The organism is Pseudarthrobacter sp. fls2-241-R2A-127 (assembly GCF_030209355.1).
Classification (GTDB): Bacteria; Actinomycetota; Actinomycetes; order Actinomycetales; family Micrococcaceae; genus Arthrobacter.
This window is the reverse complement of the sequence record NZ_JARVSF010000008.1, coordinates 129322-144093: the sequence shown is the minus strand read 5'-3', so window position 1 is coordinate 144093 and position 14772 is coordinate 129322. Positions and strand designations below refer to the sequence as shown.

Here is a 14772-nt window from a genome sequence, read left to right as displayed (position 1 = left end):
GCCCTGTGGATTTCTTTGGCACCCGCACTTTCAGGACATCGCCTGAACGCTTGTTGTACTTTTGCGAAGCCCGCTTTATGAATTGCTTCCGGTGTATTTGCCGCCGCAGACGGGGCCGCCGTGCCCGTGCCCGCGCCCGCGTCCGCGCCCTCGCCCGCGCTTCAAGCTGTGCACATGGCGGAGGCGATGAATCCGGGTTTCGAGCAGTTGGATCAACGCTTCGGCCAGCCTGTGTGCCTCCTGGATCCGACGGAGGAGGTTCCGTGGCCGGGTGGCCGCCCACACCACGGCGAACGTGAGGACTGACAGCAGCATCATTGAGAGAAGGCCCGGCACTCCTTCCGGCCACGGCAAGGCGGATCCCGGCAGCTGCGCCGCGAACCTTGCCGTCGCCGCAACGCCTGAACCGAAGACCCCCGCTATGGCTATCAGTGCCGTGGCAGCCCAGGGCAGCAAGGCCACCAGGGGCACGGCCGCGGTCCCCAGCAGGGTTACCGGCGCCACCAGGGGTGAAGCTGCAACGTTGGCCAGCAAGGCATAGGTGGCGAACTGCGGCTGCAGGAGGACGATGACCGGTCCGCACAGCAGCTGGGCGGACAGTGGCACGGCAACCGAGGCAGCCAGCCACCGCGGCACCACCACGGGAATCCAGTCGATGATGCGCCGGCCGAGGAGGATGATTCCCAGCGTGGCCAGCACTGACAGGAGGAAGCCGAAGCTGGTTCCCAGTGCGGGATCGGACAGCAGGAGCCCCATGACGGCCAGGCAGAGGAAGCTCAGCCCTCGTCCTGAGCGTCCCCCGGCGAGGGACGCGACGGCGATGGCGCCCATCAACGCCGCGCGCAGGACGCTGGCATCCGGTCCCACCAGCACCACGAACAGTGCCAGCCCTGCCAGGGCAACCGCTGCAGCCGGGGCGCGGGCTAAACGGAACCACCGGCACAGCACCAGCAAAGCCCCGAGGACCAGGCTGCAGTTTGCCCCGCTCACCGCGGTCAGATGGGTCATACCCACCGCTTTCATGGCGTTGCCCAATCCCTCATCAAGGGCACTGGTGTCTCCGGTGACCATTCCCGGCAGGAGGCCGCGGGCGTCCGGTTCCAGGAAAGACGCGGCCGACACGAACCGGCTGCGAAGCTCCCGTGCAGTCGCCTGCAGGACTGGACCGGCCGTGGACCGCGCGGGAGCAGTGGAGGCCGCCAAGTTCCCGGCTTCCGTGCGACCCGGCTCGGCGGGACGCAACGTGCCGGCCGCGCGAAGAGTCTGTCCCGGCACCACCGAGCCCCAGTCCCGGCCGCCCATGACCACCAGCGGGGCCCGGGTCCGGATTCGCACCCCGCCCGTGGAGACTTCCAGGGTCACCACCGGCACCGACCACCGCTCTGCCGCTCCCCCGGGCCCGGTCACGGCACGCGGGCTGCCGGCCACCTCGACGACGGCAACAACCGACCTTCCTGCCGTGATCGCCTCAGCCAACGGCCCATCGAAACGCTGGCCGGAACCTGCCGCCGAATGCGCAGCAGCGGCAGCAGCAAGCATCAGGGAGACCCCGACGGCCGCGACGAAACTCCGCTGCCGGGCAGTCCGGCGTGGAGGGGCCTGGCCGCCGCGGACGGCGGCACGCTTGCGAGGCCTGCCGCCACCGGCGGCGCGGGAGATGAAGGCCGCCGCCGCTGCGGCCAGGGCGGCGCACAGCAATGCCAGGGCCATGGGTGGCAACCAGATCCCGGCTACGGCGCCTCCCCACACCAGGAGCGCAGGGAGGGCAAGACGAAGATCTGTGCGGCGCCGGGACGCAGTGGAACCGGGATCTGCTGCCGACTGGGCGTCAGCCGTCGCCGTGACGTGCTTGCGCGCCACGTCCGTGCACCGTATCCACAGGCGTTGGAGAACCAGGCGTTGACGTGGGCGGGGCCTGGGCGTACGTGACGGGTCCGCGGTTTCTGACGGCGCCCCACCCTGGGCACGTCCTGGTTGCCCATCCGCTTCTCCCCGGACGGCGGAGTCCACGAACCTGCTCCAGGGGCTCGGCCGCAGGCTCCCGGCCTTGCGGTCCTGCCCCGGTGTTCCTGGCCCGGCGCCTCCGGCACGCGGCCCCATGTCAGACCGTCACCAGGGGGAGCAGGGACTCAAGCATCTTGGGCCCGACGCCATCCACCGCGTCCAGCTCCTCAACATTTTTGAAGGGGCCATGGTCCTTTCGCCAGTCCACGATCCGCTGGGCGAGCACCGGGCCGACCTTGGGCAGCGTATCCAGTTCCGCCACGCTTGCGGTGTTGAGGTTGATCTTCCCGCCTGGCTGGCCGGACCTGGCGGCCTGACCGGCGGTTTCGGGTTCATCAGGTTTTCCTGCCCCTGAGGAGGAAGGCAGCGGCTCTCCTTCCCGTGGGACGTGGATCTTCTGTCCATCTTCAAGGACAAGTGCCAGATTGAGCCGGTCAACGTCGGCGTCGGGAGCCGGACCGCCCGCGGCAGCGATGGCATCGTCAACGCGGCTGCCCTGCCGCAAACGGATGATCCCGGGATTGCCCACCGCCCCGGCCACGTGCACCACCACCAGGCCGCCCGGCACAGACTCCCCTTGGGGCCGCCCGGACTCGGCTGACGGCTGCGGGCCGCCCCGTGCCGTCCCGCCGGCTGGATCCTCCGCGGCCACCTGGCTGCCACCGGAGGTACCCACCCCGTTCAGTGGCAGGATTTCCGGTGCGCTGGCACCCGCCTGCCACCAGAACCAGGCTCCGGAAGCCACCGCCAACGCGGTGAGCAGCGCTGCAACACGCAGTCCAACCCGCCACCGGAGCCGCGCAACCGCATCATTCCGGCTGTCCGCACCGGACTCCGTGCCGGTCCCGTCGGGTTGTCCAGTCCCCCGGTACTCAAAGCCGTCCGGGCCAGGACCATCCAACAGCAGTCCGGTGCGTCCCCGGCCGAGCGTCGACTGGAGCCGGTCCCTCGCATGCCGCGCCTGCTGACCTCCTGCTCCAGCATCCCGGCGTGACATAGTTCCACCCTAGGAAGCCATGCCCTCGGAGGGCATCCACCAACGCTCCTATGTGGAAAGGTCCGCCCCGCCGGTTCTCCTGCCAACAATGACGGCAAGCACTCCGAGCCCGGCATGGGCCGCAAGGACCGCGGGGAGGGAACTGATCTGGGCGGGCGGGCATTCGGGCAAAGCAGCCGCCAGCCTGGCAGCCAGCCCGTCGGCTTCCGACTGGTTCCCAAAGTGGTGCACGGCCAGGCGCACGGATTCACCGGGGCGCGGCACGGCCTCGGCCGCAACGATTTCCTCCAGTCGGGCAACGGCACGTACGGCCGAACGCACCCTTTCCAGCGGAACGATCCTCCCGCCGTCGACCGCCAGAATGGGTTTGATGGCAAGCATGGTGCCCACGAGCGACGCTGCGGCGCCTATGCGGCCGCCACGGCGCAACTGTTCCAGGCTCGGAACGTAGAAGTAGACCCTGGTCCGGGTTGCCTGGTCGTGGGCGGCTGCGGCAACCACGGCACAGTCTGCACCGGTTGCCGCTGCTGCGACGGCAGCCTGGACGGCCATGCCCTGGGCCATGCCGACAGTCTCCGTGTCCACCACCTCGACAGGGATTCCGACCCTCGCCGCAGCGAGCCTTGCGGCGTCCGCGGTACCGGAGAGTTCACCGGAGATGTGGACTGACACCACGGCCTCGAATCCGCGTTGTTCAGCTGCGCGGTAGGCCTGCTCGAATTGGCCCGGTGACGGCCGCGACGTTTTAACTGCCGTCCCCGAAGCCAGGGCCACGGCGATGGTCTCCAGGATGTCGTCTTCGCCTTCGCCGTAGATCTCCGCACCCACCATGACGGGCATCGGCACGACGGTAAGGATTCCTTCGTGCCGCAGCCCGGCCAGATAGCTGGCCGGGAGGGCGGCGGCGGAGTCTGTGACGACGGCGGTGCGGACCGCGGCGGCGGTGCCCGGGCGCGCGGTCCCGGGACGGGCAGAGGGCCTCAGGGCCGAGAGCCTGGACCGTACCCACGGCCAGGCGGCGGCATTACTCTCGGGCAAGGGGCCTCCTGGATACGGTGTCCGGCTCGAGCAGCACCGGCCGCCGGAAAATATCCGGCGGCCGGTGATTACTGCGGGTGCAGCGGTCAGGCCGGAACGATGTTGACCAGCTTAGGCGCACGGACGATCACAGTCCTGATGCCGCGGCCGTCCAGGGCACGCTGGACATTGTCGGACGCCAGCGCCAGTTCACGCAGCTGGTCCTCGGAAACGTCCGGGGAAACCTCCAGGCGGTCGCGGACCTTGCCTTGTACCTGGACGACTGCGGTGACGGTGTCCTGGACCAGGAGGGCAGGATCGTGTGCCGGCCAGCCTGCGTTGGCCACGGACGCCGGGTGGCCCAGCAGGTTCCACATGTCCTCGGCAGTGTACGGCGCGAACAGGCTCAGGATCACGGCTACGGCTTCGACTGCTTCACGGACTGCAGGATCGGATGCGCCTGCCCCGGAGTCGATGGCCTTGCGGGTGGCGTTGACCAGTTCCATCAGCTTGGCAACCACCACATTGAACTTGTTGGCGTCCAGCAGTTCGGCGGCGTCGGCGATGGTGCGGTGTGTTACCGAACGCAGGGCGCGGTCGCCGGCTGCAGCGTCCACGCCGGGGCTGCTGGTGACATCCTGGGCCAGGCGCCAGGCGCGGGCCAGGAATTTGGCCGACCCTGACGGCGACACGTCAGCCCAGTCCACGTCGTCTTCCGGCGGCGAGGCGAAGATCATGGTCAGCCGGACGGCGTCGACGCCGTACTTGTCCAGCTGCTCGCCAAGGTCCACGCCGTTGCCCAGGGACTTGCTCATGGCCTTGCCGCCGTTGAGCACCTGCCCCTGGTTGAGCAGTGCCCGGAAGGGCTCGTCGGCCTCGATCATGCCCATGTCGTGGATGACCTTGGTGAAGAAGCGGGCGTAGAGCAGGTGCAGGATGGCGTGCTCCACGCCGCCGACGTACTGGCCTACGGGCATCCAGTCGTTGATTTTGGCCGGATCGAACGGGCCTTCGGTGTAGTCGGGCGAGACGAACCGCAGGAAGTACCAGGAGGAGTCCACGAAGGTGTCCATGGTGTCCGTGTCGCGCTTTGCCGGGCCGTGGCAGGAGGGGCATTCCACGTTAACCCAGGCCTCGGCGGCGGCCAGCGGGGAGGTACCTTTCGGAGCCAGGTCCTCGCCACGGAGGTCATCCGGCAGGGTGACCGGCAGCTGGTCGTCCGGAACAGGCACTTCCCCGCAGGACGGGCAGTGGATGATCGGGATGGGGGCGCCCCAGAACCGCTGGCGGCTCAGCAGCCAGTCGCGGAGCCGGAAATTGACGAACTTCTCGCCGGTGCCCTGTTCCTCGAGGATCTTGATCGCGGCCGGGATGGCCTCGGCCTTGGGCAGGCCGTCCAGGGCGCCGGAATTGATCAGCGTGCCCTCACCGGCAGTCGCCGTGCCGGACATGGCCGGATCCTCTTCGCCGGTGTCCAGGACCGCCCGGACGGGAAGGTCGAAGGTCTTGGCGAAATCCAGGTCGCGCTGGTCGTGTGCGGGGACAGCCATGATGGCGCCGGTGCCGTAGTCGGCCAGGACGTAGTCCGCGGCCCAGACCGGGAGTTTCTCGCCGTTGAGCGGGTTGATGGCGTACCGGCCGGTGAAGACGCCGGTCTTCTCGCGTTCGGTGGACTGGCGTTCGATTTCCGAGAGCGCCTTGACCTTCTCCCGGTAGTCGTCCAGGGCGGCGGCGTGCTCATCAGTGACGAGTTCGACGGCGAGCGGCGCGTCCGCGGCCACCACGAAGAACGTTGCCCCGTACAGCGTGTCCGGACGGGTGGTGAAGACCGTGACCTCCCTGGCGGGCTTGCCGCCGTCGGCCTCAATCACGAAGTTGACGTGCGCACCCTCGGACCGGCCGATCCAGTTCTTCTGCATGGCCAGCACGCGCTCGGGCCAGTGTCCGCGCAGTTCGTCCATGTCGTCCAGGAGCCGGTCGGCGTAGTCAGTGATCTTGAAGTACCACTGGTTCAGGGACTTCTTGGTCACCGTGGTGCCGCAGCGCTCGCAGGCACCGTTGACCACCTGTTCGTTGGCCAGGACGGTCTGGTCCTTGGGGCACCAGTTGACCGGTGAGTTCTTGCGGTAGGCCAGGCCGCGCTCGTAGAAACGCTTGAACAGCCACTGGGTCCAGCGGTAGTACCCGGGGTCGGAGGTGTGCAGCCGCCGGGACCAGTCAGCGGAGATCGCGTACCGCTTGAACGAGGCCGCCTGGGTGTCGATGTTGGCGTAGGTCCACTCACTGGGGTGGGCGTTGCGCTTGATGGCGGCGTTCTCTGCCGGCAGGCCAAAGGAGTCCCACCCGATCGGGTGCAGGACGTCGAAGCCCTTCTGGCGGAGGTAGCGGGCCACGACGTCGCCCATGGCGAACGCTTCGGCGTGTCCCATGTGCAGGTCGCCGGAGGGGTACGGGAACATGTCGAGTACATAGCGGCGCTCCCGGGACCCGTCGTCCACCGGGGTGAAGACCTTGAGGTCTTCCCACACCTGGGGCCACTTGGCCTCCATGGCGGTGAAACTGTAGGTGCCCTCTTCAGGCTCCGTCGATACTGCTGTTGCTGTTCCGGTCTCTGTCTCCGGCTGAACGCCCACTGCTGCCCTCTTCTGTTCTGTTACGGCATCTGTGCTGCCATAACGGCCTGATCCCCTGCTGGCGGCCCGGCGCCATGCCCCGGACACACAAAAGCCCCTCTCCATGGAGGGGCTGCCGCTCAACTGTCCGATGTCCGGAAGCCGGCGGCTAACTAAGCAGAAGGATCGCACGCATGGATCTACTTTAGCGCACCGGCAGGTTGCCTGCCTCAGAAGGGCCTTTGGCCCGTTGCTTTACCCGGGGCAGGCGCGCATGATCAACCCAAAACGTTGGGAGGCGGCACACCATGTCAGAGGCAACCACCGCCGGCCCGGCCGAAGGAAAGCCCCTCTCTCTGTGGCTGGCAACCGCTGGCGCCACCGATTTCCCGCAACTTCAGGGCACCGTGGAAGTGGACGTGGCAGTCATAGGCGGAGGCATCGCCGGGCTCACCGCGGCGCTGGCCCTGAAACGCTCGGGCCGCTCGGTGGCTGTCCTCGAAGCCGGCCGGGTCGGAACCGGCGTCACTGGCCACACCACCGGCAAGGTGACGTCCCTTCACCGCCTGGCCTACACGGCATTGGAACGCAGTCACGGCGCAGACGCCGCAGGGATCTACGGGAAGGCGAACCAGGCTGCCGTGGAACACGTAGCCCGCGTGGTGGCGGCGGAGGACATCTCCTGCGGATTCCGCCGGGTAGCCAACTACACCTTCGCCGGAAGTGAGGACGCCCTCCCGCAGGTGCGCGCCGAAGCGGAACTGGCCACCAGGCTCGGCCTTCCCGCCGCATTCACGGCCGATGTACCGCTGCCCTTCCCGGTGGCGGGCGCCGTCCGGTTCGACGACCAGGCGCAAATTCACGCCGTACAGTACCTCCAGGGGATCGCCGCCAGAGTGGACGGAGGCGGCAGTTTCGTCTTCGAAGGGACGCGGGCGGTGGGCCTGCAGGACGGCCCAAGCGTGAGAGTCGCGGCCGGGAACGGCACAGTGCTGGCAGCCGAAGCGATTGTGGCCACGAATGTCCCCTTCGGAGACCATGGCAGGTTGGGGGCATTATGCCCGCCGCACCGCTCCTACATCGTTGCCGCAGCGCTGGACGCCCCTCCCCTGGACGCTACGTTTATCAGCGCCGATGAGCCCATGCGGTCGTTGCTTACGGCCCAGCTCAACGGGGTGACGTACCTGCTGACCGGCGGCGGGGGCCACCCCGCAGCCGAACACGTCGATCCTGCGCCGCGGTTTGCGAGCCTCGCGGCCTATGCCCACAGCCGCTTCGGGGCCGGACCCGTTGCGTACCGCTGGTCCACCCAGGACGCCATGCCCAGCGACGGGTTGCCCTACGTCGGGCCGTTGAATCCGGACAACCGGCATGCCTTCGTAATCACAGCCCTGCGCAAATGGGGGCTGACGAACGGTACGGCCGCCGCCCTGATGCTCACGGACCTGCTAAATGGCACCCCAAACGAATGGGCACCGCTGTTTGACAGCAACCGCGCACCGTTGCTGCCCGGGCCGGCAGCGGCAGGTCACACGACGGCGGACAGCACCCCGGACGGGCTGGAGAACAGCCCGGACGACGTCGCACGGCAGATGGCGGACCTTGCCCTGGGGGACGGCAAAGTGATTGATGCCGCCGGGACCAGCATGGCCTGCTATCGGGACCAGGCTGGTGACATCCACGCCGTGTCAGCGATCTGCACGCATCTGGGCTGCACTGTCGGCTTCAACCGGGAGGACCGCACCTGGGACTGCCCCTGCCACGGTTCGCGGTTCACCGTGGACGGCAAGGTCATACAGGGACCGGCCACCGAGGACTTGCCGCCGCACCCCGCACCCTGACATCGCCCCCCTGCGCCGTCACCTATTGCTCCCGGCATCCGACCGGAAAGGGCCGCCCCGCCAGACAGCTGCGGGACGGCCCTTTGGGTCAACGAACGCTACCGCACGTCCTCGTCCACCCAGTCCATGGACTTGGTGACGGCCTTCTTCCAGAGGCGCAGCTGGCGCTCCTGCTCCGCCTTGTCCATCTGCGGCTCCCAGCGCTTGTCCTCGGACCAGTTGGCGGACAGTTCGCCCAGGTCCTTCCAGAAGCCGACGGCGAGGCCGGCCGCGTAGGCGGCGCCGAGCGCGGTGGTTTCCACGACCTTGGGCCGGATCACCGGAACGCCCAGGATGTCCGCCTGGAACTGCATGAGGGCATCGTTGGCAACCATGCCGCCGTCGACCTTCAGCTCACTCAGCGGGACGCCGGAGTCCGCATTGACGGCGTCAAGCACCTCGCGGGTCTGGAAGGCGGTAGCCTCCAGGGCCGCCCTGGCGATGTGGTTCTTGTTGACGAAGCGGGTCAGGCCGACGATCGCACCGCGAGCGTCCGAGCGCCAGTAGGGAGCGAAGAGGCCCGAAAATGCCGGAACGATGTACACGCCGCCGTTGTCCTTCACGGCCGCGGCCAGGGTCTCCACCTCCGGTGCACTGCTGATCATGCCCAGGTTGTCCCTCAGCCACTGGATGAGCGAGCCCGTAACGGCGATGGATCCTTCCAGCGCGTAGTGCGGCTTGGCGTCGCCGAGCTTGTAGCCAACGGTGGTGAGGAGCCCGTTCTTGGAGTGGACGATTTCCTCTCCGGTGTTGAAGATCAGGAAGCAGCCGGTGCCGTAGGTGTTCTTGGCTTCGCCGGTATCGAACGCGGCCTGTCCGAACGTGGCGGCCTGCTGGTCGCCCAGGATGCCTGCCACCGGCGTCTCGCGGAGCAGCTGGGATCCGTGGACCTCGCCGTACACCTCGGAGGAGGACTTGATTTCCGGCATCATGGTACGCGGCACGCCGAAGATACCCAGGATTTCTTCATCCCACTGGAGTGTCTCCAGGTCCATGAACAGCGTCCGCGAGGCGTTGGTGACATCGGTGACGTGGACGCCGCCGTCCACGCCGCCTGTCAGGTTCCAGAGAACCCAGGCGTCCGTGTTGCCGAACACCAAGTCCCCGGCCTCGGCTTTCTCGCGGGCGCCGTCCACGTTGTCCAGGATCCATTTGATCTTGGTCCCGGAGAAGTAGGTTGCCAGCGGCAGCCCCACCTTCTGCTTGAAACGGTCCCCGCCGCCGTCCTTGGACAACTCGTCAACGATGTCCTGGGTCCGGGTGTCCTGCCACACGATGGCGTTGTAGACCGGTTTGCCGGTGGTCTTGTCCCACACCACAGCGGTTTCGCGCTGGTTGGTGATGCCGACGGCGGCAATATCGTGCCGTGTCAGGTTCGCCTTGGAGAGCGCTGAACCAATGACCTCGCGGGTGTTGTTCCAGATTTCCGTAGCGTCGTGTTCCACCCAGCCGGCCTGCGGGAAGATTTGTTCGTGTTCCATCTGGCCGGAGGAAACAATCGCGCCGCTGTGGTCGAAGATGATGGCCCGGGTGCTGGTGGTGCCCTGGTCGATGGCGATTACGTACTGGTTCATGATGACGTCCTTGTCTTGTTGTTCGAACTGTTAACCGGGAGCTTAGGAGGCGGCAGTGATTACGATCGGAACGATCCTTGCAACGATTCCGGCCAAGGCGCCGCCGACGAGCGGCCCAACCACCGGGATCCAGGCGTAGCTCCAGTCACTGGAGCCCTTGCCCTTGATGGGAAGCAGTGCGTGGGCAATGCGGGGGCCCAGGTCACGGGCCGGGTTGATGGCGTAGCCGGTGGGGCCGCCAAGGGAAACACCGATGCCGACCACGAGCAGCGCCACGGCGAGCGGGCCAAGGCCCGAGGGGGTACCGCCCAGGGTCAGGATCACGAAGACCAGGACGAACGTACCGATGATCTCGGTGATCAGGTTCCACGGGGTGGACCGGATCGCAGGGCCGGTGGAAAACGTACCCAGCTTGCCGGCAGGCTCGGGCTCGTCATCAAAATGCTGCTTGTAGGCCAGCCAACAAACCACGGCACCGAGGAAGGCGCCCACCATCTCGCCTCCGAGATAGGTCAGGGTGGAGCCGAAATCAACAGCCACCCCCGGTGCGTACTCGGCCTTGCCGTTCATCAGCAGGCCCAAGGTAACGGCCGGATTCAAGTGGGCACCGGACTTGGCGGCGACGAAGACGCCAGAGAAGACGGCGATTCCCCACCCCCATGTGACCATCAGAAAGCCGCCGTTGTTGCCTTTTGTTCCCCGCAAAGCCACGTTGGCAACGACGCCGCAACCCAACAGGGTCAGCATGCCCGTGCCAAAGACTTCGGACAGGAAGACTATTCCTAGAGACATCTTTGACTCCTTCTTTGTTTAGTTGAACGTCCTCTTCGGATGAAAGACCGTCAAGCCGGGGCGCTGGCGCACCCCGGCCGGCCGCCTGGCCTCAGGAGACCAGGCTGTGCGTTTCCACCCGGTGGAAACGCTGCAGCACGTCCTGGGCGTGCTTGATCTCCGCGGTCCGCGTTGCCGCGTCCCACTTGAGCGGCCCGGACAGCACCTCGGCTACCTCGTTGAGCAGCTCGCCGGTGACGAGTCCCCGGAAAGCCAGGGAGGTGCGCCGGATCAGGACATCCACCAGGTGGCCCACTTGTTCGTGTGCCGCCATGAATTCCAGTTCCCGGACGCTGAGCTCACGGGTTGAACGCAGCGACTGGTCAGGCGCGGCATCGAGGTACCCGATCACTTCTTCGGCCCGCGTTCCGTAGCGGGTCAGCAGGCCCGCAGTGCGGTCCGCGTCCCGGCCGGCGGACATGTGCGCCTTGATCCACTGCTGGACGCCGTTCTCGTCAGCGGGGAAACCGGCGCCGCCGCCAATGGGCAGCTGCGCGGTGGAAACCTTGCGCTGCATTCCGAGTTCGGCCAAGACGTCGTTGGCGAGGTGCTCTGCGAGGGCGCGGAACGTTGTCCATTTGCCGCCCACCAGGCTCAGGACGACGGCGGAGCTTGCGTCGGGTCCGGAGGTGCGGCGTTCGATGCGGTAGTCGCGGGAGACGAAGCCGGGCTGGGTGGCGTCATGGCTTGGCAGCGGGCGGACTCCGGAGAAGGTGTAGACGATGTGGTCCGGTGTCACGTCGATCGACGGGAAAACGTGCCCGATCAGGTCGAAGAAGTACGCGATCTCCTCATCGGTGCAGATGGCGTCCTCGGTCATGTCGGCGTCGACGTCCGTGGTGCCCACCAGGACCCGGTCACCCATCGGGTAGATCAGGACAATCCGGCCGTCGGTGTGCTCGAAGAAGATTTCCCGGCCGCGGCACGCGGCAAGGAGGCCCGGGTGGTCCAGCACAATGTGCGAGCCTTTGGTGCCGCCCATAAAGGAGGACGCAGCACCCATGGCCCCGTTGGTGAGGTCCACCCACGCGCCGGTGGTGTTCACGATGACGTCCGCCGTGAAATCGAATTCTTCGCCGGTGAGTTCGTCGCGAAGCCGGACCGTGCTGCCCCGTCCGGTCCCCGGGTTGGGCGCCGGAGACATGGACTGCAGGGAGACGTAGTTGCTGGCGCGGGCCGTGTTGCCCTGGGCCTGCTCCGTCCCGGCGGGGCGGCCGGCTTTCTCGCCGTCCTGCAGGACGTCGAGGGTGAGGCGCTCCGGGTTGTGCACGGAGGCATCGAAGTAGGTGGCCGTGTATTTGACGTCCGGGCGGAGGGCCGGCAGTTCTGCGAGGGCGGCCTTGTGGGTCCGGAACTGGTGCCGCGGCACGGTGCCGCCATCACGGGAAAAGGAGTCGTAGAGGCTCAGTCCGGCCTTGATGAGGAATGCACCGCGCTCCTTTGGCTTTCCCTGCTGCTTGTGGGTCAGGAAGCGCAGGGGGGCGGACAGGATGCCGGAGAACGTGCTGAAGATGGGGATGGTGGTTTGCAGCGGCTTGACGTAGTGCGGCGCGATCTTCAGCAGCCGGTTGCGTTCCACCACAGACTCACGGACCAGGCGGAACTCGCCGTTTTCGAGGTAGCGAATGCCGCCGTGAATCATGTGCGATGATGCGCCGCTGGCCCCCTGGCAGTAGTCGCCGCGTTCCACGAGCGCGACGTCGACGCCCTGCAGTGCCAGGTCACGGAAGGTGCCGACGCCGTTGATGCCGCCACCCACCACCAGCACTTTGGCGTGCGGCCGCCGCCGGAGGCTGTGCACCGATGAACGTTCGGCTGCGGCCCGGGGGGCAACGGCAGACGTTTGGACAGTTGGTTCGTTGGGTCCCAAAACAAACTCCTTTGGGGGCTTTGAGTGATGCGGCCGCCACAGTGGCGCGCCGCCGTTCTGCTCTATTCTTTGGAGATATGGAAAATGGAGTCAAGCACTATGCACAAACGTGCAGGAGGGAAATGAGATGACACTTTCAAAGGACGCAGATGCCCTCCGAGCTGCACAAATGTACTATCTGCAGGACCTCACCATGGACGCGATCGCACGCGATCTGCGCACGTCCCGGTCCACCGTTTCACGCCTCCTGTCCGCCGCCAGGGAATCGGGACTGGTCCAGATCCAGATCCGCAACCCGCTCGATACCGGACCTGAACTGGAAGGCATGATCCGCCGCCGCTACAACCTGGACGTACACGTGGTCCCGATCCTTGGGACGCTCAACGAGGCCGAGACCCTGGACCGTGTGGCCATGCAGGCCGCACGCACCATCGGCCCCCTGGTGGACTCCAACGCCATCATCGGCGTTGCCTGGGGGTCCACCCTCAGCGCGGTCAGCCGTCACCTCACCCGGAAGATCACGCACGACAGCGTCATAGTCCAGCTCAACGGCGCGGGAAACATGCACACTACGGGCATTACGTACGCCAGTGACATCATGCGCAGGTTCGGCAGCGCCTACGGCGCACGGGTAGAGCAGTTTCCCGTCCCGGCCTTCTTCGACCATGCCGCCACCAAGACAGCCATGTGGAATGAACGCAGCGTCCAGCGCGTCCTGGAACTCCAGGCCAAGATGAGCATCGCCATCTTCGGCGTCGGTTCGGTCCACGCCGACTATCCCAGCCATGTCTACGCCGGCGGATACCTCGACGAGGAAGACCTGAACGCGTTGGCCAACTCGGACGTGGTGGGCGATGTTGCCACCGTGTTCTTCCGGGCGGACGGGTCCTCGGACGGGATCGTCCTGAACGAACGCTCCACAGGCCCGGCACTTGCCCAACTACGCCAGGTGCGCCGCAGGATCTGCGTGGTCTCAGGTGTCTCCAAGATCAACGGCCTGCGCGGGGCCCTCGCCGCCAGGCTGGCCACGGACCTGATCCTGGACGAAGCCACCGCCCGCCGCCTGGTCGATTACGAGGGCCTGACCAGTTGAAGTGGGTAGAGTCGTTTCCATGAGAACCTCACCCCGGCTCAGCCTGAACAACGGCGTGCTGATCGACCAGCTTGGCTTTGGGCTGTACAAGGTGCCGGCGGCGGACGCCGAAGGCCTGGTGGCCACGGCCCTCGCCGCCGGCTACCGCCGCTTCGACACCGCCGCCATGTACGGGAACGAGACCGGCGTTGCGCGCGGCATCAGTTCCCAGCTGGGCGACGGCTCCGGCAGCGGCGGCTCCGGCGAGCTGTCCCCCTCATTGACCCGGGAAGACATCTTCATCACCACCAAGGTGTGGAACGACCATCACGGCTACGACGCAACGCTGCAGGCCTTCGACGACTCCATGGTCAACCTGGGCCTGGACTACGTTGACATGTACCTGATCCACTGGCCCTGCCCGCGCCGGGGGCTGTTTCCGGAAACGTACCGCGCGCTGGAGACTCTCTACCGTGAGGGCCGCGTCCGTGCCATCGGCGTCAGCAACTTCCAGCCCGCCCACCTTGACCGGCTCCTGCAAAGCGCCGAGGTGGTTCCCGCCGTCAACCAGATTGAGCTGCACCCCTGGCTGCAGCAGGAGGAACTGCGCAGCAAGCATGCGGAACTGGGGATCCGCACGGAAGCGTGGAGCCCGCTGGGCCGCGGACAGGTGCTCGCCGATCCGGTGATCGAAGCCTGCGCCGCCGAGCATGGCAGGACACCGGCGCAGGTAATCCTTCGCTGGGACATGCAGCTGGGCAACATTGCCATTCCCAAGGCAAGTTCCGAGGCCCGCATCCGGGAAAACCTGGACGTCTTCGGTTTCGACCTTTCCGAACGGGACCTGGCTGCGATCAAGGCGCTGGACCGCGGGCAGCGGACCGGTTCACACCCGGACAACGTCAACTAGGCGCG

The 14772-nt window shown here is 66.8% G+C and carries 10 protein-coding genes; 3 read left to right on the top strand and 7 right to left on the bottom strand.

The annotated features are described in order from the left end of the window. Window positions 1-75: 75 nt before the first annotated feature. The 4 genes from QRN53_RS05270 to leuS form a co-directional block, all read right to left on the bottom strand. Window positions 76-1860 (bottom strand): ComEC/Rec2 family competence protein, encoded by a 1785-nt coding sequence (locus tag QRN53_RS05270; RefSeq protein ID WP_285242962.1) that lies wholly within the window; start codon window positions 1858-1860, stop codon window positions 76-78. A gap of 241 nt (window positions 1861-2101) precedes the next feature. After that, window positions 2102-3001 (bottom strand): ComEA family DNA-binding protein, encoded by a 900-nt coding sequence (locus tag QRN53_RS05265; protein ID WP_285242961.1) that lies wholly within the window; start codon window positions 2999-3001, stop codon window positions 2102-2104. Between the two features lie 48 nt (window positions 3002-3049). Next, entirely contained in the window at window positions 3050-4039 is a 990-nt protein-coding gene (locus QRN53_RS05260) for a DegV family protein (RefSeq protein WP_285242960.1), read from the bottom strand. An 86-nt stretch (window positions 4040-4125) separates the two neighbouring features. After that, a complete protein-coding gene (leuS, locus tag QRN53_RS05255) occupies window positions 4126-6651 on the bottom strand; it encodes a leucine--tRNA ligase (protein ID WP_285242959.1) in 2526 nt (841 codons plus the stop codon). Window positions 6652-6938: 287 nt separating this feature from the next. Between leuS and QRN53_RS05250 the strand changes: the two genes are divergently transcribed. Beyond that, a complete protein-coding gene (locus QRN53_RS05250; protein ID WP_285242958.1) occupies window positions 6939-8471 on the top strand; it encodes an FAD-dependent oxidoreductase in 1533 nt (510 codons plus the stop codon). Window positions 8472-8569: 98 nt separating this feature from the next. Here QRN53_RS05250 and glpK read toward each other — a convergent pair whose 3' ends face one another. The 3 genes from glpK to QRN53_RS05235 all read right to left on the bottom strand — a co-directional run bounded on the left by glpK (window position 8570) and on the right by QRN53_RS05235 (window position 12785). Further along, window positions 8570-10084, bottom strand: coding sequence for a glycerol kinase GlpK (glpK, locus tag QRN53_RS05245; protein ID WP_285242957.1), 1515 nt, complete (start codon window positions 10082-10084; stop codon window positions 8570-8572). Window positions 10085-10126: 42 nt separating this feature from the next. Next, window positions 10127-10876, bottom strand: a complete 750-nt coding sequence (locus QRN53_RS05240) for an MIP/aquaporin family protein (RefSeq protein ID WP_285242956.1) — start codon at window positions 10874-10876, stop codon at window positions 10127-10129. Window positions 10877-10967: 91 nt separating this feature from the next. Further along, entirely contained in the window at window positions 10968-12785 is a 1818-nt protein-coding gene (locus QRN53_RS05235; protein ID WP_285242955.1) for a glycerol-3-phosphate dehydrogenase/oxidase, read from the bottom strand. A gap of 127 nt (window positions 12786-12912) precedes the next feature. Between QRN53_RS05235 and QRN53_RS05230 the strand changes: the two genes are divergently transcribed. Beyond that, window positions 12913-13878: a sugar-binding transcriptional regulator gene (locus QRN53_RS05230; RefSeq protein ID WP_285242954.1), complete on the top strand. Its 966-nt coding sequence runs from the start codon at window positions 12913-12915 to the stop codon at window positions 13876-13878. 19 nt (window positions 13879-13897) lie between these two features. Beyond that, window positions 13898-14767, top strand: coding sequence for an aldo/keto reductase (locus QRN53_RS05225; protein ID WP_285242953.1), 870 nt, complete (start codon window positions 13898-13900; stop codon window positions 14765-14767). Window positions 14768-14772 lie beyond the last annotated feature (5 nt).